Origin of the sequence: Aquimarina litoralis, assembly GCF_019295435.1 — a bacterium.
GTDB classification, from domain to species: domain Bacteria; phylum Bacteroidota; class Bacteroidia; order Flavobacteriales; family Flavobacteriaceae; genus Aquimarina; species Aquimarina litoralis_A.
This window is the reverse complement of the sequence record NZ_WEKL01000043.1, coordinates 1-22914: the sequence shown is the minus strand read 5'-3', so window position 1 is coordinate 22914 and position 22914 is coordinate 1. Positions and strand designations below refer to the sequence as shown.

Here is a 22914-nt window from a genome sequence, read left to right as displayed (position 1 = left end):
AACAAAATTAAATTATGAGTATTCAGCAACAAATGCGAACAGAATTATCTAAGAAAAAGATATTCGACCAAGCCCGTTCTTTTGCTTATGAGTATATAGATGGTATTGAACATATGGATGTCTTTCCTTCTAAAGAAAATATTGAACGATTAAAAACATTTGATGAACCGTTAAGCGACAAATCAAGTTCAGCTGAAGAAATCATTGATCAGTTACATGAATTTGGCTCTAAAGCTACCATTGCACAGTTAGGAGGAAGATATTTTGGTTTTGTAAATGGAGGTGCTGTTCCGGTAGCTTTGGGAGTAAAATGGTTATCAGATGTTTGGGATCAATGTGGCGGACTATACTTAACATCTCCCATAAACTCTAAGTTAGAGCAAGTTTGTGAGCAATGGCTAAAAACTGTTTTTAATTTACCTATGGAAACAGTTGCTGGTTTTGTTAGTGGAACATCTATGGCAAATCTTTCAGGATTGGTCGCAGCCAGATTCAGATTATTTAAAAATCTTGGATGGGATATTAACGTAAAAGGGATAAATGGTGCTCCGGAAATTAAAATTTTCGCTCATGAGCAAGTGCATGCCAGTATTAAAAAAACATTGGCAATGCTTGGTTTTGGCATTGAAAACATCCATTGGATTCCTTCAGATACTCATGGAAAATTAAGGCTTGACAGACTTCCTGAATTAGATCATAGATCTTTATTGATTTTACAGGCTGGCAACGTCAATACTGGAAGTTTTGATGATTTTGATGCCATATGCAGTCAGGCTAACAAAGCAGGAGCATGGGTACATATAGATGGAGCATTCGGATTGTGGGCTGCAGCTTCTAAATCTCTTTCTTATCTTACAAAAGGAATTGAAAAAGCATCTTCTTGGGCGGTTGATGGTCATAAAACTTTAAATACTCCTTATGACTCAGGAATTATTCTTTGTAAAGATGCTGAAGCGCTAATATCTGCATTACAAGCATCCGGTGAATATATTACATATAGCGAACAAAGAGACCCTTTGCTATACACACCAGAATTATCAAAGCGTTCTAGAGCTATAGAATTATGGGCTACCATGAAATATCTAGGAAAAGAAGGCATGAACACTATGATTACAGAATTTCACACTAGAGCCAAACAACTAGCAGAAGGATTATCAGAAAGCGGTTTTATCATTCTCAATGAAGTAGTATTTAATCAAGTTTTGATAGCTTGTGAAAATGATCAACAAACAAATTTTGTTTTAAACACAATTCAAAGTTCATCACAATGCTGGTGTGGTGGATCAAATTGGCAAGGAAAATCCGCTATTCGTATCAGCATCTGTTCATGGATGACAACAAAAGAAGATATTAACAAAACGATAAGCATATTTACTGAAGCTAAAAACAGCCTTTATTGAGTTCCTAAAAACTCAGAGTATGTATGCTTCTCGATATAATTTTACTTTCCCTTTAAATCACTTTATTTAAAAGCTGGAATCCCTGTGATATCCATTCCTGTAATGAGCAAATGAATATCGTGGGTACCTTCATAAGTAATCACACTTTCTAAATTCATCATATGCCTCATAATACTATACTCTCCTGTAATTCCCATTCCACCCAGAATTTGTCTCGCTTCTCTAGCAATCTTTATTGCCATATCTACATTATTACGTTTTGCCATAGATATCTGAGCAGAAGTAGCTTTTCCTTCTTCTCTTAAGACTCCTAATCGCCAAGCAAGTAATTGTGCTTTGGTAATCTCAGTGATCATCTCAGCTAATTTCTTCTGTTGTAACTGAGTTCCTCCGATTGGTTTATCGAATTGAATTCTTTCTTTTGAATAACGAAGTGCAGTGTCATAACAATCCATAGCAGCTCCGATAGCTCCCCAAGCAATACCAAAACGAGCAGAATCTAAACAGCTAAGTGGTGCTCCTAAACCACTTTTACCTGGCAATAGATTTTCCTTAGGAACTTTCACATTATCGAATATAAGTTCTCCAGTAGCTGAAGCGCGCAAAGACCACTTATTATGAGTTTCTGGTGTAGAAAACCCTTCCATACCTCTTTCAACCACCAATCCATGGATTCTTCCTTCCTCATTCTTTGCCCAAACTACAGCAATATCTGCAAAAGGGGCATTTGATATCCATAGTTTTGCTCCATTTAATAAGTAATGATCTCCTTTATCTTTGAAATTAGTAGTCATTCCTCCAGGATTAGATCCATGATCCGGTTCTGTAAGTCCGAAACATCCCATAAATTCACCAGATGCTAACTTTGGTAAGTATTTATTCCTTTGCTCTTCCGTTCCATATTTCCATATAGGGTACATTACTAAAGAAGATTGAACCGAAGCAGTAGATCGAACACCAGAATCTCCTCTTTCTATTTCCTGCATAATTAAACCATAACTTATTTGGTCCAACCCTGCGCCTCCATATTGTTCTGGAATATAAGGACCAAAAGCACCAATCTCTGCTAATCCTTTGATAATTTGGTTAGGAAACTCAGCACGTTGTGCATACTCTTCTATAATTGGAGACACATCTCTCTTTACCCAACTACGAGCAGCGTCACGTACTAACTTATGTTCATCTGTCAAAAGTTCATCTAAATTGTAGTAATCTGGTGCTTCAAAAAGATCAGGTTTCATAGCGTAAACGGATTATTTTTTATGATATATTCAAAAATAGTGAGATTAATTATAAAATAATCAAGAAAGATCTCAGATTATTTCTTTTTGCATTAAAAAATGTCAAATCTATTATTATTCTTCACAATAAATCTGTTTTTGATTTTTTAAACGAATCCTTTTATACCCCTATAATCAAACTTACTGCAAATAACATAAGTACTGAAAGGCGATCATACAATATTTGTCTACCTAGTTTCAAACTCAAATTTGTGGTTAATTTCCGCATTTTAGATCTGATTTCTACACATTTTGGATACTCTTAACAATATTAATATTTTATTTAAAATATTGATTTACAAATAATTAAATTAAAATATAACCATCTAAATCCTCTGGCATAATTCTTCCAATTAATTAAGTATCAAAATAAAAATAATTAAAACCTGAAATCAAGATGAGAAATTTATTTGTATTACCAGTAGTAGCTTTTGGACTTTTATTAGGAACTAATAACATCACTGCACAAGTGACTTCATCAGATGATGCTATTGAGATTACTACTCAAGAAAAATATATTGAAGTAGCTGTTGAAAATTTACCTCAACCAATATTAGATGCGGTAGCTAAGGATTTTGCTGGAGCAACTATCAATAAAGCTGCAGCAAAAGAAGACGCTTCTGAGTTTAAATTAGAACTTACTAAAGAAGACGGTGAAACTGTGGAAGTACTTTGTGATGCTGAAGGAAATTGGATCGGCAAAAGCTAATAATATTAAAAATATTTAAGATTGTTTACTTATAGTAATATAAGTTAAACTACGTAGAGTGATTGAATTTGGAAAAAGAGGAGTTATTTGAGCTCCTCTTTTTTACATTTTTAGATAAAAATCTTTAGTTAGCTCTATATAATCATCAGTATATTGATGCCTTCCATTTTCTATAATCAGTTCAGAGGTTTGGACTTCCATCTTTTGAAAACCAAATAACATCATACTTCTCTTTATTTCTGAAGCAGGATTCCCTTTAACTCTGGTTATTTTTTGTGGATTTAATCCAACTTTACTAGCAATTCTTATAGTTTCCTCTTCTTCTTTGAATGGTAAAATCACTCCAAACTTACCCTGTTCCGAAAGTAAATGAGAAACCCCTATGAATAAATGTTCAAAAGGCAATGCATCTTCAAATCTAGCTAAATCTCTACTAGAATTTGAAGATTTATAATCTTCTTTATAAAAAGGAGGATTACTGACGAGCAAATCATATTCGTCATCAATTTCCTGAAAAAACTCCTGGAAAGAAGCATGATAACAAAATAATCGATCTCCCCAATCAGAAGCTTCAAAATTATCTACTGCTTGTTCATATGCAAGATCATCAATTTCAATTGCATCGATAGTTTGAATATTAGAACGTTGAGCCATCATTAATGCTATAACGCCAGTACCTGCTCCAATATCTAAAATAGAATTTACATTTTCTTCTATAGGAATCCATGATCCTAGAAGCACTCCATCAGTACCAATTTTCATGGCACACTGATCTTGATGAACTGTAAATTGTTTAAAATGAAATGGCTTAGACATACTCTTATAAATAAAGATCAATCAATCCTTCTGGAGTATTCACAAAAACAATTCGTTTTTTTCTATCAACCTTATCAATAAACTCATCATTCATAGGTATTAAGACTTCAACACCATCTCGATCAATTTCAAAAAGAGCTTGAGCGGTACTATCATTTATGTGCATAATAGTCCCGACCTCTCCAAAATTATGATCTACAACACTAAAACCTATTACTTCGTGAAAATAAAACTTATTACCTTCTAACTTGGGTAATAAATCTAATGGCAAGTATATTTCCGCCTTCATCAAATCATCTGCGTCTTCCTCAGAATCCACATCTTCAAATTTAACCCTAAGCAAATCACTTTTATGAAGTGAACTTTTCTCAATAAAAAATGGAACCAAGTTTTTGTTATAATTTACAAAAACTGATTCCATTTTCTGATAACTTTCGGGTTCATCGGTATCAAGTTTTATCAATACCTCACCCTTAAAACTAAATTTACTTACGATTTTGCCTAGATAGAAGCAATCTTCTTTCTTCATCGTCAATAATGCAACTATTCTTCCTCGTTGCTAGCTTCTTCAGTTACTTCTGCTTCTGCAGCCTCAGCAGCTACTTCTTCCGCTTTTGCAGCAGCTTCAGCTTCTGCTGCTTCAGCTTCACGCTTAGCGTTTACTTCCTTTTCTGCAGCTAGTGCTTTTGCTTTTGCATCAGCTTCTGCTTTTGCTAAAGAATCTTTCTTAGCGCTAACAGATCCTTCTTTTTCCTGAACCCAAGCATTGAATTTTTCTTCAGCTTGCTCTTCAGTTAAAGCACCTTTCTTAATACCTCCTACAAGGTGGTTCTTAAGCATTGCTCCTTTATAAGAAAGGATAGCTCTAGCAGTATCAGTAGGCTGCGCTCCATTTTGTAACCATTTTACAGCTCCATCTACATTTAAGTCGATTGTTGCTGGGTTAGTGTTTGGATTGTACGTACCGATTTTTTCTAAAAATCTACCATCTCTTTTTGCTCTAGCATCTGCTGCTACGATCCAGTAAAAAGGCTTCCCTTTTTTACCGTGTCTCTGTAATCTAATTTTAACAGGCATATAAATTAATTTTTGGGTACTCGACCCTGTTTATAATTAAGTGCGCAAATGTAATCATTTTTAGCAAATTAGCATGACACTTATTCCTCTTAAAAAAAATATTTTAAAAGTAATCTTATACCAAAAGAGCTCTCTACTTATTATTTACGGGAAAAAATCACTTTTCAATAAAAACGTAATTACTTACTTTATTATAATATAATTTGACTTTTTGTGTATTTCGTCGATATTATTTTGTTATTAATCGTATAAAAATGTGATTTTTTGATTCAAAAAATTGCTTTCTTGGAATTTTAATCTTATGTTTGCATAGAATATTTGATCATGGTAATGCCGTAATCAAATCTTTAAAGCCCCATCGTCATGAATAAAAATATTACCCTGTTATTGGCAGTTTTCTGCCTTATAATTACTTCGTGTACAACTGACATTGAAGTTAACTCACCCGGATTACAAGCCACTGTTGATGGCAAATTGTTCAGACCTGATATTAGAAAAGCCATTATCCACGATGATGGAACTTTAGTTATTGTTGGAGATTCCGGCTCAGAATCTATTAGTTTTACCACTTCATCTACAGAAGCAGGAACTTATCGTCTGGAAGCTCAAGCAATCAATAAAGTAAGTTTCGAAAGTGATAACACAAAATATATTTCTGAAGATGGTGTAAGTAATGGACAGATTGTGATTACAGAAATTCAAGATAATTTAGTGTCTGGTAATTTCTATTTTCAGGATTTAAAGGGAAATAATGGAAAATCAATGAGTTTTCAGAATGGATGGTTCTACAGACTTCCAATAGAAAATTTTGTTCCAGAGGTAGAAGAACCAGAAGAAGAAGAAATTATTATCACTTCTGAAGAAGAAGAGCAGGAAGAAATTAATCCTTGTTTATTAAACGCTTCTCTTACCGCGATGATTAATGGTAATGAAATGATTACTGACGATCATGACGCTATCCCGTTTGGAGTTAACAATCCTTCTATATTAATAAAAGCTAGCAATGAAGATGAAGAAATCACCATAGTATTCCCTATTAGTGTTCAAGTAGGTGAGCATTCTTTAACAGGTTCAGGAGATTTTAGTGCAACCTACAGTCTATATAATGATAAGGCTTCAGCAGTTTCTGGAAGACTTACAATAACATCTCATGACACAGACACCAAATGCATTAGTGGAAGTTTCGAATTCACCACAACAACAGGTGTTGAAGTTACTGAAGGAAGATTTGAATACGGATATTAATTGCAACTCAACTATAGTTCGAAAAGCGTTCACTAACACAATGTAGTGAACGCTTTTTACTTTTTAGGATATTACATTATTTCTTAAAACAATCTTTCTATTGATACATGTAAAGGAAATTTTAAGTGGTTAATAATTCTGGATAACTTTTCACTCATTGAACACCTCTTTTTAATTATTTTTGAAAATCGCTTCGACCAGAAGTTTGAACTTTCTCGAAATTTATTTTTATGTATTTAATTTTTGACACCGAAACAACAGGTTTACCTAAGCGTTGGGACGCTCCCATCAGTGATTCTGACAACTGGCCAAGATGTATCCAGATCGCTTGGCAATTGCATGACGAAATGGGAAACTGTGTCGAGCATCAAGATTATTTAGTCAAACCTGAGGGATTCAATATACCTTATGATGCTGAGAAAGTTCATGGTATTTCTACTGCCTTGGCAGATCAGGAAGGTATTACTTTAAAAGAGGTTCTGGAGAAATTTAATATTGCGCTATCCAAAACTAAATTTGTTGTTGGTCAAAATGTAGGTTTTGATGTCAACATTATGGGAGCTGAGTTTTATAGACTTGGCATCGATAACCAACTACAAGAGTTACCAGTACTTGATACTTGTACAGAAACCACAGCTAGCTTGTGTCAAATCCCTGGTGGTCGCGGAGGAAAATTCAAACTACCTACTCTAACAGAATTACATGAGTTTTTATTTGGTACTGCATTTGGTGAAGCTCACAACGCAACGGCCGATGTAGAAGCAACTACTCGATGTTTTTTAGAATTAATAAGAAAACAGGTTTTCACAAAAGAAGAACTGGATGTACAGCCAGATTACTTCGAAAATTTCAAACATGTTAATCCTAAACCTATAGAATTAATAGGTTTACAGCACATTAATCTAAAAAAAGCCTCCCAAAAAATCCAAGAGGCGTTAGATCAACAAGGAGGCTCTGATATTTCTCAACAAGAAATCAAGGAAAATATTGCAGCCCTAGATGCCGTAAATTTTGTGCACTTGCATAACCATACACAATTTTCGGTTTTACAATCTACTACTAGCATTCCTGATTTGGTAAAGGAAACTGCCAAACATAAAATGACAGCAGTAGCAATGACTGATCATGCCAATATGATGGGTGCTTTTCATTTTGTTCAAGCGATTACTAACCATAATAAAAGTGTAAAAGCTGCCAACGAAGAAGCGCTTGAAAATGGAGAAGAGCCAACAGGAGTTGAAATAAAACCAATTGTTGGTTGTGAGTTTTTTGTATGCGAAAACCATAAAGACAAATCCCGAAAGGACAACGGATATCAAATAGTATTACTTGCTAAAAATAAAAATGGGTATCACAATTTGGCTAAAATGTCTTCTATTGGTTTTGTAGATGGTTTCTATTATCTGCCTAGAATTGACAAGGAGGTAATCAAACAATATAAAGAAGATATCATTGTACTTACCGGAAACCTTTATGGAGAGGTTCCGAGTAAAGTATTAAACATAGGAGAAAAGCAAGCAGAAGAGGCACTACTATGGTGGCATCAAGAATTTGGAGATGATCTCTATATCGAAATCATGCGCCATAATCAAGAGGATGAAAACAGAGTAAACCAGGTTTTGATCAACTTCGCCAAAAAACACAATATCAAAACCATAGCTACTAACAACACTTATTATTGCGAGAAAAAAGATGCCAATGCTCATGATATTTTGTTATGCGTAAAAGATGGTGAGAAGCAAGCTACTCCTATTGGTCGAGGAAGAGGTTACAGGTATGGATTACCTAATCAAGAATATTATTTCAAATCCTCTGAAGAAATGAAAAACTTGTTTAAGGATCTTCCGGAAGCCATCATGAATATTCAGGAAATCGTAGACAAGATCGAACCTTTTGTACTTGCTAGAGATGTATTATTACCTGCTTTTGATATTCCAGAAGAATTTCAATCAGAAGAAGACCAGATAGATGGTGGCAAAAGAGGAGAGAATGCATATCTAAGACATATTACTTATAGAGGTGCTAAAATAAGGTACGGAGAAATTACTCCAGAAATTGATGAACGTCTTGATTTCGAATTAAAAGTAATCGAAAACACAGGATATCCTGGATATTTTTTGATTGTAGAAGACTTTATACGCGCTGCAAGAGATATGGGAGTTTCTGTAGGTCCTGGACGTGGATCTGCAGCTGGATCTGCAGTAGCCTACTGTTTATGGATTACAAATTTAGACCCAATAAAGTACGATTTACTTTTTGAGAGATTCTTAAATCCTGATCGTGTAAGTATGCCTGATATTGATATTGATTTTGATGATGAAGGACGAGGACGGGTAATGGATTATGTAATTGAAAAATATGGAGCCAATCAGGTAGCGCAAATCATCACGTATGGTACAATGGCTGCAAAATCTTCTATTCGAGATACTGCTCGAGTTCTTGATTTACCACTTGGTGATGCAGACCGAATTGCAAAGTTAATTCCGAATATGTCCAAACTTGGTAAAATATTTGGTGTTGAGGAAGCTGTATTAAAAAAGAAGTTTAGAAGTGACGAATTAGAAAAAGTAAATGAACTACTTAATATAGCAGAAGGTAGCGATCTGGAAGCGGAAACCTTAAACCAAGCTAGAGTTTTAGAAGGGTCTGTAAGAAACACAGGGATTCATGCTTGTGGAGTGATCATTACTCCTGATGATATTACAAAGTTTGTTCCCGTTGCACTAGCTAAGGATTCTGACATGTACTGTACGCAGTTTGATAACTCAGTAGTAGAAAGTGCAGGTCTGCTAAAAATGGATTTCTTAGGATTAAAGACATTAACATTAATAAAAGACACTGTAAAAATTGTAAAAGCAAAACATGGTGTCGAATTAGATCCTGAAAACTTCCCTCTGGACGACGAAGAGACTTATGCTTTATTCCAACGAGGAGAAACCGTTGGGGTATTCCAATATGAATCTCCTGGAATGCAAAAATATATGAAGGAACTAAAACCTACGGTTTTTGCGGATCTTATTGCAATGAATGCCTTATATCGTCCAGGACCTTTAGAATATATTCCAAGTTTCATTAACAGAAAACATGGAACAGAAGAAATTATATATGACTTAGAAGCTTGCGAAGAATACTTAAAAGAAACCTACGGGATTACGGTATATCAGGAGCAAGTGATGCTACTTTCGCAAAAACTAGCTGATTTCACCAAAGGTGAAGCCGACGTACTCCGTAAAGCAATGGGTAAAAAGCAAAAGGCAGTACTAGATAAGATGAAACCTAAATTCATCGAGCAAGCTGCTGCAAAAGGTCATGCCGAAGATAAACTTGAAAAAATATGGAAAGATTGGGAAGCATTTGCTGCCTATGCCTTTAATAAGTCTCACTCTACTTGCTATGCATGGATTGCATATCAAACTGCTTACCTCAAGGCTCATTATCCTGCAGAATATATGGCAGCTGTACTATCCAATAACATGAACGATATTAAGCAGGTTACATTTTTTATGGAAGAATGTAAGCGAATGAAATTGGATGTATTAGGTCCTGATGTAAATGAATCCTATAGAAAATTCTCCGTAAATAAAGACGGAGCCGTACGATTTGGTATGGGAGCCATTAAAGGAGTTGGAACTGGAGCTGTTGCTACTATTGTAGAAAATAGAAAAGAAGATGGACCTTATAAATCTATTTTCGATATGGCTAAACGAATTGATCTGAGAGCTGCCAACAAAAAAGCTTTCGAAAGTTTAGCATTAGCTGGTGGATTTGATTCTTTTTTTGAAACGCATAGAGGTCAGTATTTTCATCAGGATGGTGATGGAATCACTTTCTTAGAAAAAGCCATGAAATATGGATCCAAATATCAAGAAAATGAAAACTCATCTCAGGTAAGTCTATTTGGCGAATCCAGCGATGTTCAAATTCCTGAACCTGTAGTTCCTCCTTGTGAAGAATGGGGGACTATGGAAAAACTTGCCAGAGAAAAAGAAGTGGTGGGTATTTATTTATCAGGGCACCCATTAGATGATTTTAAATACGAAATGAAATATTTCTGCAATGGAACCTTACTAAATTTTGCAGATCTAGAAAACAACCTCAATCGTGAAATCTCATTTGGTGGTGTAATCACTGGTGTAGAACATCGTACGTCTAAAAATGGGAAAGGCTGGGCTACATTTACCATTGAAGATTACAATACTGCACATGAGTTTAGAATTTTTGGTGAAGATTACCTCAAGCATAGACCTTTCCTAGTGCAGAGTACTTTTGTATACGCAAAAGCTTTTATAAAAGAAGGTTGGGTAAATCGAGATACCGGTAAAAAAGGTGATCCTAGAATACAATTTAATAGTTTTCAATTACTACATGATGTAATGGAAACCTATGCCAGAAAGTTAACCATACAATTAGATATTAATGAGCTTTCTGATTCTAGAATCGATAAACTGAAAGAATTGCTTACAGAACATGCTGGAAATCATACTTTAAATTTTGTAATCTTCGAAATGGCTGAAAAATTAAAATTACATATGCCCAGTCGAAAACAAAAAGTTAATATCTCACAAGAATTATTAACTGCATTAGAGAGCGATTCCGTATACTATAAATTAAACTAGAAACTATTGCCAAATTCTCAATCATAGGTTAGAAATTTTTAAGAAAAGGGAAAATACCCTTTTCAAAAACTTCCTATAAAAAAGTCAAAAAAAACCGCTTAACATGTTAGCTAACTAACATTTACGCGCTGTTAACGATTCCTAAAAATCAATGGAATCTAGTTAATTATTTCCTAAAAAACTGCAATTTTAAAATTTCTCGAAACTGTCATAATCATACACAAACTCTTTTAAATCAGCTTGTTTCGAGATTTACTCCTGTTAGAACAAAATTCCTTTTAACACTTTAAAATTTCCCTTGGTGTAAGAATTAATTATTTAACCGTCTCAAATTATGTAAGATCTTAAAACCCTATTATTTCAAACGATTGGCCAATTGTTTTTCAATCTTATTTTTTCAGAATATAACTATTAAAAACACAAAAAATGAAAAATTTTAAAACCTTACTTTTAAGTATTTTTGCTGCCTCATTATTTCTCGCTTGTAACAATGATGACAATCTTTTAGAAGTTGAAACAAATCAATCATCTCTTACAGATGAGATTGCTGAAGATGCATTAGAGGAAGAAGCACAAGCAAAAGGCTTATTTCAATCATTTAGAGCATTAAGAGAAGCCAAAATATTATTAACAAGTATTCGTAAAGACGGCGGAATTCCATACAACGTTTTCAACCCAGCTTTAAGATTCACAGAAGCACAAAATGTTTTTGTACCTAGTGTTTTGGGAATTGATTTTCGAATTGACAGAAACGTGGTTCCCGCAGGACCAACAGTTAGGCTTCCTATGTTTAAAGGTTGGGAAACCCTACCAAATGGACAAAAAAGAGAACTTTACTATGTAATCACAGAAGTATCAGATAAATTAATGGCTAAAAAGCTAGGTGTTATTTTCGCACCAAGAATGGCTGCTTCTATTGGTTCTGGAGGAGAGCAAAAAGGATATTTCACACGAAGAGGACGACTTGTTTTTGAAGGATCAGTAGATTTTTCTCCAAAAAGATCTTTAGTTACTGGACCAGCAGATGGATTATTATTTGGTTTCCCTCCAGCTGAGGCAAATCCTGGAGCAATTGCAGATGGTAAATGGTCTTCATATGTTGTTTTACCTAGTGGAGTAGTAATTAATGCTCAGCCAGTAGCAAACAGCACAGGTCTTCATGACAGAGTACCAAATCCTCTTGGAAACGAGCAAGAGCAAGAAGATGATTTAAACAATCCAAATTTTGCACCAGAACAAGCATCTGTTGTAATGCAATTACTTGATGGATGGCATGCTGATAGACCTTATTATTTCCATATAGTAACGGATACTTCTGATCCAGGACCTGCAACTATAGAATTAGGAGTATTTGCTCCAAGATTAGCGAATTTACCAACCTTTGGTTTATTCCCAGGAGGATCAATGCTACCTTTTAGCCCAACAGCTAATGGACGAACAACAGATACTGATGGACTTGGAGTACAAGGATTAAATACTGCTTCTTTAAGTAACAGACAAGTACAAGATCCTACAAATACATTCCCAATAGATCCTAGCGACACAAGATATGCTCCAATGTGGGATGCTCACGTAACAGAATTTACTGTTCCAGAGTCTGAACGTCCAATCTTACAGAGCTTTGATCAAATTAATGACCTATTAGCAGATGGAACTTTGATCCCATTTAGAGGAAATGCAAATCCAAGCCCGTTAGCAAATTCCTTATCTGATTTATTAACCGCTACAGGTGCTATTATCAACTGCCCTGTTATTACACAACCTGATGATAGTGTTATTGGTACCCAAATCGGAATCCCTACAAATAACTAATAATAACTCTTAAAACCTATGGAAAAGTTCAGTCGCACATAAGCGAACTGAGCTTTTCTTTTTTACATAAAAACATACAAAAAGCCGACATCAAGTTGTTGAATCACAACGTAGGATGCCGACTTTCGAAAAAATCTTGCTTTTATTGACAGGCTCTCACTTTTACTTCTAAAATATCTCTATAAGATTCAAAACAGTCTTCATGACTATGCACATACCCTCCAATATTGTCTCTTAATTTACTTTCATAACCAACCCCAAACTTAGCACGTTCTACATGGTAAAAAATATCATACGAACCATCTGGAGGCGTAATAGAAGTAGTTTCTCCATCTACTTTATTTTCTTTCCAGACAATATCATCATAAGGAACATTTACCCCATTTTTTAATTTATATTCAATGCCGATTCTAAAATTATCTGCAACAGTATTTTTGAATAATATTTGATTGTGCTCTCGTTTTACCGCAGTACAATTTAACGCCACATAATCTGTAGCATATCCCATTTTTGCTAAACTATTATCCTTTAAGAATCGAATGGTATATGCAATAGGAACACCAGGATTATCTCTACTATACACCGCATTTTGACCTTTAATAATCGTCTGTAAGTCTCCAAAATTCTGAGCCGAAACCGCTTCAGAAGCTACAGCTGCATTTCCTCCAATAGTAACTGTAGTAATATTAGATTCGCTTAAAATCTCTTTGTACTTTGCTTCCACATCGCCAGACGCACTGGTAACTCCACTCGCATAATTAAAAGCTCCTGTAAGCTCTGACTCTGTAGCCTCTGCTGTTGTTTCCATTCTGAACATGATAATCCTACCATAGTTCACAGAATGTACGTATGCAGGTGGTGTACTTGAATTAAAAGCACTTTCAATCTTAGAAAAAGGAACATCTGCTGCAAATACATCCGAAGGATCTAAGGGAATATCCATTTTTATCGTATAAAAAACCTGCTTAAATACCATAATTGCCACTCTTCTTGTGGAAGTAGTTTCATAATTAAATTGTGCAGAAACATCTCCTGTTGCCCATTCGGTATTCATCCCAACTTCTAAGCTCATTTGTTTAGAGCTATATGAGGTACTAGCCGCATAGGATGAGTTTGAAGGATTTACATACCCTTCTTGATATGCATTTGCATTCCACCATTCTAAAGCTTCATCAATTTTCGCCTCCACAACAGAATTTCTAACATCTTCTACTAAAATATTACCTTGTTCTCCAATTCCAGGCAAGTCTAATCGTAAGGTCATCGGAGCTCTAGCGATTTGAAAAGGCTCAGGAAGACCATCTCTCATGGTTTGATTTCCTATTACCAATGCACCAGGCCAAACAATTCCGCTAGTTGGGCGAAGAATTGCCACATCCTCAAAATTCGCTTTCAAGTTATAATCTATGCTCACACAGGTAGTTTCTACACCAGAATCATACGATTCATCTGTAGTAGTTTCCCCTGGCGTTTTTAGTAATGCCTCTCCTCCTGTTTCTTCCACACCCAACAATTCATTTGCATCGTAATCCAAATTTTTGATAAATTCATTGATAGTACTTGCTTCTGGATTGGTTGGTTCTGCTGGAATAGCATCTTCATCTTTACTACAAGAGCCACAAGCCATGCATGTACAAATTAAACTAATCAAAATAAATGCTTGGGGCATTTTTAAAATTGAAGTTTTCATGAGTTTTCTTTTTAATGATTCAACAGCTCAAAACTACTTGCAAAGCCCCCTTAGACCTAATTTTTGGCATGGACAAAGCATGGACACGTGTTGAAAGCCAATAAATTAACCCAATAAGCAATGTTTTTATTAATAAACACCAAACCTAAAAATTCATAGTGTTCTCAGTATTGTAAAAGGGATTTACAAAGAAAAAAGAGAGTCTATATCACTCTACAAATTCACATGTGGATTTTCTACCAAATACTCAAACCTAAAAATCATAATATTTATTAATTACCTTAGATGTCAACTAAATGACTCACTTTTATGAAATTTCAATCTCTTCTTGTAGCAGTATTCATATTTTTTACCCAACTGGTGATTTCTCAAAATCTAAAATTGATTGACAGTTTAAAAAATGCTTTAGACAATCACATAGAAGAAGATAGTGTTAGGGTTGATATTTTAACTGAGCTCCATGAGAAATTGATGTTCTCTGCGCCTTTAAAAGCTAAAAAATACGCAGAAGAAGAACTGAAGATTTCAAAAAAAATTAATTACAAAATGGGGATTGGCAAAGGCTTACTACACTTAGGTGATTTTTATAACAACCGAAACGACCTAGATTCTTCTCTTTATTATTACAAACAAGCAAAAGAAGAATTTAGCAATCGTAATTCTTACAGAGGTACTTTATTTGTTAATTATTCCATTGCAGACATCTTGCGAAGCAAAGGTGATTTTGAAAATGCTATTCATATAATTCTGGAAAACCTTGAACTTATAGAAGAAAATGAAAAAGTGGATAAGGCCAAAACAAAATTTAAGGGGGCACAATATAATAGTCTCGCTACTATTTATACGGAAAAAGGTAATTACAAACTTGCTTTAATTGAAGCTTTAAAAGCATTAGAGCTTTTTACAGAAATTAACGACATCATGAGAAAAGCTGATATTCTAAAACTTTTAGGTGATTTGGAATATGCAACTGAAAACTATAAAAAAGCGCTTACCTATTTTAAAGAAGCAATGGCCATTTATTTAGTTCAAAATGATGAGATTTATTTGTCCTACGCAAAAAACTCAGCTGGGAATACCTTAAAAAAATTAAACCGCATAGATGAAGCTCAAACACACTATGAAGATGCAATAAAATTAGCAAGAAAACATCAGGCAAAATCGCCATTAGCTAATGCACTTTACAATCTTGGGGAATTATTCAATACTGAAAAAAAATACGAAAAAGCAAAAGCATCTTTTATAGAATCCAAAGAGATTACAGAGGGCGAAGACATAAAACTCGGGATTATAAATGCTTACAAAGGATTAAGCAATACCTTTAAAAATGAGAACAACATTCCTGAAGCTATTAAAAACATTAATCAAGCAATCAACATAGCTAAAAAAATTGGTACAATGTCGAATCTTCAGGAATTATATAAAAACCGCTCTAACCTTTTTCAATTACAGAATAAAAATGGTGAAGCGCTTTCAGACTTACAGGCATCTCAAAAAATAAGAGATAGTTTATTCTCTGTAAAAAAATCTCAACAAATAGAAGAATTAAGAACCATTTACGAAACAGAAAAAAAGGAAGCTGCCATTACTTTAAAAAATGAAGAAATAAAAAACCTAAACCAACAAGTAGAGATTAGTGATCTTCGTAAAACTTTATATGCAGGAGGAATGGTTTCATTTATTGCAGTATCTGGATTGTTGTTTTTTGGATTTAAACAGCGAATCAAAAAGAACAACATCGAAAGAGAAAAACAAGAAGAAATCTATAAACAGGAAATTGAGTTTAAAAAGAAAGAACTCACCTCACAAACCTTACATCTGGTTCAAAAAAGCAGTTTTATTCAGGAGCTCAAAGAAAACCTGGAACGAATAAAAAACTCTCCTGAACTTTTTAAAGTCGAGTTTAGACGATTGGTAATGTTACTAAAAAAAGAAAGCGCCGAAGATAAAGACTGGGAAGTATTCAAGTCATACTTTGCAGATGTACACAATAATTTCGATAACAAATTGAAAGCAATTCATCATGAAATCACCGAAAAGGAAATACGATTAGCCTCTTTTCTAAGAATGAACCTTACAACCAAAGAAATTGCTACCATGTTAAATGTGTTACCAGATAGTGTATTGAAATCAAAATATCGATTAAAAAAGAAACTTCAGCTCGGAAAAGAAGAAGACCTCTATGAATTCTTAAATACTTTATAACCTTAAATTGCATTATATTGTAAGAAAATAGTTTTCTATAATTCATGTCAAAGAACTCTAAATACATTATTGTTGTCAGTATTATCATTTCTATTGTAATAGGATATTTCATAGTATTAAAAAAAGAAGCTAATGACATTGGTGAATACATAGACATATCTCCTATCGCTACTCATTTAAATGGAATGGAATTTATTGATTCTGCCACCTGTATTGAATGTCACCCCAAGATTGTAGAAGATCATTACAAAACAGCACATTATAACTCTTTACAGTTAGCTAATGAAACAACCATAAAAGGTAGTTTTGAAAATGATAAAAATACGTTAGTACTGAACGATAAAGTTACTTTCAATTTTGTAGAAAAAGATTCTGGTTTTTATCAAGAGCCTAAGTTTGCAGGTCAGAATACTCCTTTCTACTCTGCTAAAATGGATCTGGTTGTAGGTTCAGGAACTAAAGGGCAATCATATCTAATGTGGAATAATAATGATTTATTTCAGTTGCAAGCTTCTTATTTTACTCCTACAGATAGTTGGATCAACAGTCCAGGAGCATTAAACCAGTTAAGTCCAGCAAGACCTGTACTGGAACGCTGTTTAGAATGCCACACTACCTATGCGCAAAGCATTAATGGAAGTCCGAATAGCAATCAATTTCATCGAAAAAATTGGGTATATGGAATTGATTGCCAACGATGTCATGGATCTGTAAAAAAACATGTGATACACCATAAGCAAAACCCTGAAGATAAGATCGCTAAACATATTGTAAAACATAGTTCATTATCACGTCAGCAAAGATTAGACGCTTGTGCCCTTTGCCATTCTGGTTTGCGCACTAAAACTACAGAAAGAGCATTCTCATTTGGAATTGGGGATACGCTAAAGAAATTTTCTTTTCCTGATTATGATGAATCCAGTTTAGATGAATTAGATGTACATGGAAATCAATATGGCTTATTATTAGCTAGTAAATGTTTTACGCATAGTGCTTCTTTGGACTGTACTACTTGTCACAATCCCCATAAAAAAGAAAGAGGAGATTTCACTTCCTTTAATCAAAAATGTATCGATTGTCATGCTACTTTTTCCCAACCTATCAATTGTTCTGGGGACAAAGATAAAATTGCGAAAATGGGTAATAATTGTATACAATGTCATATGCCTTTGGTTAAGAGTAAAACCATGAAAATACAACTAGCAAAAGACGAAGAGGTTTCTGTGGATGTTAGAACCCATCTTATTGGAATCTATAATCAAGGAGAATAATCAAAGTACTATTCAAAAAAGCTTCTTGCCCAAATTTCTGCTTCACTTAATTCTTTAAAAAATGTAAAAGCTTCGTTCCATAATGGTTGCTCTTGCAAAGCTCTTTTCATCTCTTCAGGATTTTCAGATACAATTGCAAATCCAATCATATTTTTTAAAATCCTTCCTTTATAAACATTCAAATCAATCTCATGAGGATACTTCCGATGCGTGATAAAGATAAAATTCCTTTTCTTATAATAGGTCTCAAGGTGATTGGTAATTTCACTTGCTATTTCTAGAGTGATAGCTGTATTTGGTTTCATCACTAAAATAGCATGTGAGCTTTTAAATATTAGATCACAATATGGTAGTTGAGTTTCTGTCATTGTATAATTTACGATACTAAAGGTAGCTAATTTTTTTTGTTGACATCCTAAAAGTATAAGCTCTAAAATCAGACAACAAAACCTCTTTTAGATCTAAAAGCTTAAAAATATCTTCTATAGGAACAATTTAATAGTATATTTGGTATCAATAAAATCAATACCCTTATAGTCAAAACAAATATTTTGACTGTAAGCTTTGGGAGAAATATTGACTAATTTTGTGAAATTAAAATAGAACAAGAATTATTAAACAATAAATAACTATGGCATTAGAAATAACAGATGCTACTTTTGATGAAGTAGTACTTAAAAGCGATAAACCAGTATTAGTTGATTTTTGGGCAGCGTGGTGTGGTCCATGTAGAATGGTTGGTCCAATTATAGAACAAATTAGTGAAGAATATGACGGAAAAGCCGTTGTAGGTAAAGTTGATGTAGATGCTAATCAAGAATTTGCTGCAAAATATGGTGTGCGAAATATCCCAACTGTTTTGGTTTTCCAAAATGGAGAGGTAGTAGGGCGTCAGGTAGGAGTTTCTCCTAAAAACGTTTATGCAGAAGCATTAGATTCTCTTATCTAAAAAAATAGCTTTATAAATATAGAAGGGTTGACGGATTGTCAACCCTTTTTTTGTAGAAAACAGATTAGTATACGTATATTGTTGACTAGAAAAATCGAATCATTTAAAGTGTAAGAGGAAAATGAATATTCAGAATGAAATTAATAACACCAGCGGTTTTACTAATCTAGAACTTTTAGCAAAACAAGTGGTCGAAGGATTTATTTCTGGGATGCATAAAAGTCCTTTTCATGGCTTCTCTGCGGAATTTGCAGAGCATAAAGTATATAACAATGGGGAAAGCACCAAACACATTGATTGGAAGTTATATGCTAAAACAGATAAATTATTCACTAAAAGATATGAAGAAGAAACAAATTTAAGATGTCATATTATTATTGATAATTCTTCTTCCATGCATTACCCTGAAATAAAACAGCATCATTTAGCATCTCTGAATAAAATTAGTTTTTCAGTACTTGCAACTGCCTGCCTAATGAATATCTTAAAAAAACAAAGGGATGCGATTGGTCTCAGCATATATAGCAACACTTACGATTATTATACTCAAGAAAAAGGTAGTGAAAGACATCATCAAATGTTACTAAGTAAACTTAGCCAGATTATTACAACACCTAAGGAAACAAAAAATACAGATACCTATAAATTTTTACATCAAATCGCTGAAAAAATTCATCGTAGATCACTAATATTCTTATTTACAGATATGCTGCAAGCAACCTCTAGTCCCGAAAAGTTATTTGAAGCATTAAGACATCTTAAATACAATAAACATGAGGTTGTGTTATTTCATACTTTTGATAGCACTAAGGAATTAAATTTTGATTTCAGCAATCGACCCACTCGATTTGTGGATGTAGAAACAGGAGAGTTCGTCAATTTATATGCTGATAATATTAAAGATAATTATCAAAAAGCTGTTAGTTCTTACTTTTATGATCTTAAACTAAAATGTTCTCAATATAAAATCAAGTATGTTGAGGCAGATATCACAAAAAATTTTGATAAAATTCTGACCACCTATCTTGTTGAAAGGCAGAAATTTGTATAATTCAATAAAAAAATGCGTAAAAAAAGTCCAAAAAAGATTTGTGAGTATTAAAATGAGGTGTATATTTGCATCCGCAATAAGGCAATGGTCTGGTAGTTCAGTTGGTTAGAATACCTGCCTGTCACGCAGGGGGTCGCGGGTTCGAGTCCCGTCCAGACCGCAACATTGCAAAAGCTTCAATTTATCTTGAAGCTTTTTTTTGCAATAAACAAAGTTGTGTTGTCCCACGCCAATTGCGTGGGTGGTTTAGTAAACCAATGAGAAGCTTTTCCTTATTTTAGGAGAGGCTTTTTTTAATTCCTATAATATCTACTTCATTCATTTTCTTTAAAGAAGAATCCAAAATTATTTCCTATAAAACACATCTCAAACGGGAAATAGTATTAAACAATACAATTTGTAAGAATATTCTTATTAATTTATTTAATAAAATTGATTATTGTGTTAAAAACGTATTTTTTTACGATAAACTACACAAAAAGTTTGTGCGTGAGATATTTTTTATTATCTTTACAAAGTGAAAATGAGTTAGTGCTTTCATTATCCCCAAAGATGAAAGTTTTTATAAAAGTGAGTTTTAATTTTAGAATAAGCCCCCTAAATTAAGATGATTTGTGTGAAGAAAAAGAGTGCGTTTATCGCACTTTTTTTTATGCCTTATTGTAGATTACAATGCTCAAAATAACACTTCCCAATGCTCCCAAACTTTATTAATGTAAAGAATAATAAACGCTATTGAAACCATAAATTTTACAAAAGTACCTGCCAAAAATCCCAAAAAAGAACCAAATGCTGCTTTCAAAGCTTTGGAAGAATCTTTACTATCTTTTATAAGCTCACCTATAAATGCACCTGCAAAAGGTCCGACAATGATTCCAAATGGCCCCAAAAAGAGCAATCCAACTATAAGACCTATTGAGCTTCCAATCATACCATATTTTGTGCCTCCAAAACGCTTTGTACCCCATGCTGGAACAACATAATCTAACACCCAAACGAAAATAGCGATCCCAAGAGTAATACCAAGAAACGTCCAGTTCTGAGGAATAACCTCTGTAAAATGTAGTAGTAAAAGACCTATCCAAGATGTAAAAGGACCTGGCAAAACCGGAAGAAAACTTCCAATAATACCAATTAAACATAGAATAAATCCAATGATTATTAATGCTATATCCATAATACCTAATTAGACTACCAAAAATCAATATTGTTACTCTAATATTATTTTTTTCTCAAACACTTAAAGTTATGTTAACACAAAAACAGACTGTAACTCATAAATTTGTAGGAAATACAGTACCCTTAGAAACCTATACATCCCCCGAAATGAAAAAACATATCTATATAACCATTATGGTTATCTTCTCCGTATTCTATTCATATTCTCAAAACAAACCAACAACTCTTAAATGTAAGAATAAAACAATTGAGCGTGTTCGCAAACACTGTGTATGTAAAGATATAGAACAGTATGTAAAAAACAACTACGACATCCTGTCAATTTCTTCTTATGCGGAGTCTGGTCTCAATCGTATATACACTCGATTTAAGATTTCTAATAAAGGAAGCATCGAAGATATTCAGGTAAAAGGGTTTTCTCCTGAAATAGAAAAGGAAGCAATCAGAACACTATTATCGTTTCCTGATCTAATTCCCGCAAAGAATATAACTCAGAGTAATAATGATTTTTATACCATTATGATTCAATTTGAAATTAAAAACACCATAACAAATCTTTAATTTATTAGAAGTTTTAGTAATATCAAGTAGTAAATATTTCTTTATTAAACCCATTTCCACATATAATACTCTGTGCAATCACCCCTTTTTACTAGTATATAAATGTTTAATTAACTTTTTTTTAATTTTTTCTAACTAAAAAATTAGTTAAATCAAAAAAATCTATATATTTGTCATTCAACTAACATTTTAGTTGAATAGATATAGTTATCTATATAAACACATTTGGGGACGTCAATTTGGGTCTACTTTATGCTAGGGTTTTATCACTTAAAGTAGACTCCACATTGACATATTAGAAACCAGAATTTATGTAAAAGGAAAAATATGCTTCATTACCTACTTCAAATCTTAATATTTCAGCTCCTATTCTTACTTGTTTATGATATTTTTCATAAAAAAGACACTTTTTTTAATTGGAACAGACTATATCTTATTATCACTCCATTTTTGTCTTTAATACTACCATTTATTCAATTAGAGTTTTTAAGTTCTAGTACTACGGAAGTTGTTGTAACCAATATTGAGCGAACCCTTATCGCTCCTACCGAAAGGATAATTTTTGATACTACTTTAGAAAAAACAACTGCAAATACTAATGGAATTACACTAAACTGGTGGTTGATCGCATATCTAGTTGGTATATTACTCAGTCTAATCAATCTTGTATTGAAGTTTCACAAATTGCGTATCCTTAAAAATGTATCTTATCTATCAAAGGTATTCAATCATAAAGTAATTGTTCTGCCTAATAGTTCTCATGCATTTTCCTTTTGGAACACTATTTTTATTGGAGATGCCTTAACATCAGAAGAGCGTGAACACATTATTTCTCATGAATTAGTTCATGTACATCAAAAACATACGATTGATCAAATTGGAATAGAAATTTTAAAGATCTTATTATGGTGGAATCCATTGGTATACATTTATCAAGCTAGAATTACATTATTACATGAATATATTGCAGATGCGCTTACAGTTCACAAAATCAATCAAAGAAGTTACATCGAACAGTTATTAAATGCTGCTTTTCAAACAGAGAAAATAACC

General features: G+C 33.5%; 18 protein-coding genes and 1 tRNA gene. 12 read left to right on the top strand and 7 right to left on the bottom strand.

Going from position 1 to position 22914, the window contains the following annotated elements; all coding sequences use genetic code 11:
- The first annotated feature begins 14 nt into the window (after window positions 1-14).
- Window positions 15-1400 carry a pyridoxal phosphate-dependent decarboxylase family protein gene (locus tag GBO31_RS18490; protein ID WP_219009950.1) on the top strand — a complete coding sequence of 462 codons (1386 nt, stop codon included), beginning with the start codon at window positions 15-17 and terminating at the stop codon, window positions 1398-1400.
- A 62-nt stretch (window positions 1401-1462) separates the two neighbouring features.
- Here GBO31_RS18490 and GBO31_RS18485 read toward each other — a convergent pair whose 3' ends face one another.
- Entirely contained in the window at window positions 1463-2641 is a 1179-nt protein-coding gene (locus GBO31_RS18485) for an acyl-CoA dehydrogenase family protein (protein ID WP_219009949.1), read from the bottom strand.
- 436 nt (window positions 2642-3077) lie between these two features.
- Here GBO31_RS18485 and GBO31_RS18480 point away from each other — a divergent pair, with 436 nt between their 5' ends.
- Window positions 3078-3389: a hypothetical protein gene (locus GBO31_RS18480; protein WP_219009948.1), complete on the top strand. Its 312-nt coding sequence runs from the start codon at window positions 3078-3080 to the stop codon at window positions 3387-3389.
- Window positions 3390-3491: 102 nt separating this feature from the next.
- Here GBO31_RS18480 and GBO31_RS18475 read toward each other — a convergent pair whose 3' ends face one another.
- The 3 genes from GBO31_RS18475 to GBO31_RS18465 are packed head-to-tail and all read right to left on the bottom strand — an operon-like array spanning window position 3492 to window position 5282.
- Window positions 3492-4205 (bottom strand): tRNA1(Val) (adenine(37)-N6)-methyltransferase, encoded by a 714-nt coding sequence (locus GBO31_RS18475; RefSeq protein WP_219009947.1) that lies wholly within the window; start codon window positions 4203-4205, stop codon window positions 3492-3494.
- A 4-nt stretch (window positions 4206-4209) separates the two neighbouring features.
- Complete coding sequence (gene rimM / locus GBO31_RS18470; RefSeq protein WP_219009946.1) at window positions 4210-4734, bottom strand: ribosome maturation factor RimM; 525 nt, start codon at window positions 4732-4734, stop codon at window positions 4210-4212.
- A 14-nt stretch (window positions 4735-4748) separates the two neighbouring features.
- Window positions 4749-5282: a 30S ribosomal protein S16 gene (locus tag GBO31_RS18465; protein ID WP_219009945.1), complete on the bottom strand. Its 534-nt coding sequence runs from the start codon at window positions 5280-5282 to the stop codon at window positions 4749-4751.
- Between the two features lie 363 nt (window positions 5283-5645).
- Here GBO31_RS18465 and GBO31_RS18460 point away from each other — a divergent pair, with 363 nt between their 5' ends.
- The 3 genes from GBO31_RS18460 to GBO31_RS18450 all read left to right on the top strand — a co-directional run bounded on the left by GBO31_RS18460 (window position 5646) and on the right by GBO31_RS18450 (window position 12955).
- A complete protein-coding gene (locus GBO31_RS18460) occupies window positions 5646-6527 on the top strand; it encodes a DUF6252 family protein (protein ID WP_219009944.1) in 882 nt (293 codons plus the stop codon).
- Window positions 6528-6757: 230 nt separating this feature from the next.
- Window positions 6758-11143, top strand: coding sequence for a DNA polymerase III subunit alpha (dnaE, locus tag GBO31_RS18455; protein ID WP_219009943.1), 4386 nt, complete (start codon window positions 6758-6760; stop codon window positions 11141-11143).
- 426 nt (window positions 11144-11569) lie between these two features.
- On the top strand, window positions 11570-12955 hold the full coding sequence (locus GBO31_RS18450; RefSeq protein WP_246615917.1) for a hypothetical protein: 1386 nt from the start codon (window positions 11570-11572) through the stop codon (window positions 12953-12955).
- A 142-nt stretch (window positions 12956-13097) separates the two neighbouring features.
- On the opposite strand, the gene GBO31_RS18445 is transcribed toward GBO31_RS18450, so the two are convergent.
- Window positions 13098-14645: a thiol-activated cytolysin family protein gene (locus GBO31_RS18445; RefSeq protein ID WP_219009942.1), complete on the bottom strand. Its 1548-nt coding sequence runs from the start codon at window positions 14643-14645 to the stop codon at window positions 13098-13100.
- Window positions 14646-14954: 309 nt separating this feature from the next.
- Between GBO31_RS18445 and GBO31_RS18440 the strand changes: the two genes are divergently transcribed.
- Entirely contained in the window at window positions 14955-16850 is a 1896-nt protein-coding gene (locus tag GBO31_RS18440; RefSeq protein ID WP_219009941.1) for a tetratricopeptide repeat protein, read from the top strand.
- A 44-nt stretch (window positions 16851-16894) separates the two neighbouring features.
- Window positions 16895-18121, top strand: coding sequence for a multiheme c-type cytochrome (locus GBO31_RS18435; RefSeq protein WP_219009940.1), 1227 nt, complete (start codon window positions 16895-16897; stop codon window positions 18119-18121).
- 8 nt (window positions 18122-18129) lie between these two features.
- On the opposite strand, the gene GBO31_RS18430 is transcribed toward GBO31_RS18435, so the two are convergent.
- Complete coding sequence (locus GBO31_RS18430; protein WP_219009939.1) at window positions 18130-18489, bottom strand: hypothetical protein; 360 nt, start codon at window positions 18487-18489, stop codon at window positions 18130-18132.
- A gap of 263 nt (window positions 18490-18752) precedes the next feature.
- Here GBO31_RS18430 and trxA point away from each other — a divergent pair, with 263 nt between their 5' ends.
- The 3 genes from trxA (at window position 18753) to GBO31_RS18415 (ending at window position 20281) form a co-directional block, all read left to right on the top strand.
- A complete protein-coding gene (gene trxA / locus GBO31_RS18425) occupies window positions 18753-19070 on the top strand; it encodes a thioredoxin (RefSeq protein WP_027394894.1) in 318 nt (105 codons plus the stop codon).
- 121 nt (window positions 19071-19191) lie between these two features.
- A complete protein-coding gene (locus GBO31_RS18420; protein WP_219009938.1) occupies window positions 19192-20121 on the top strand; it encodes a DUF58 domain-containing protein in 930 nt (309 codons plus the stop codon).
- An 86-nt stretch (window positions 20122-20207) separates the two neighbouring features.
- Window positions 20208-20281, top strand: a tRNA-Asp gene (locus tag GBO31_RS18415).
- A gap of 516 nt (window positions 20282-20797) precedes the next feature.
- Here GBO31_RS18415 and GBO31_RS18410 read toward each other — a convergent pair.
- On the bottom strand, window positions 20798-21298 hold the full coding sequence (locus tag GBO31_RS18410; RefSeq protein WP_219009937.1) for a DUF456 domain-containing protein: 501 nt from the start codon (window positions 21296-21298) through the stop codon (window positions 20798-20800).
- Window positions 21299-21369: 71 nt separating this feature from the next.
- On the opposite strand from GBO31_RS18410, the gene GBO31_RS18405 reads away from it, so the two are divergent.
- Window positions 21370-21861, top strand: coding sequence for a hypothetical protein (locus GBO31_RS18405; protein WP_219009936.1), 492 nt, complete (start codon window positions 21370-21372; stop codon window positions 21859-21861).
- Window positions 21862-22188: 327 nt separating this feature from the next.
- A partial coding sequence (locus GBO31_RS18400) for a M56 family metallopeptidase (protein WP_281422472.1) occupies window positions 22189-22914 on the top strand: 726 nt, incomplete at its 3' end.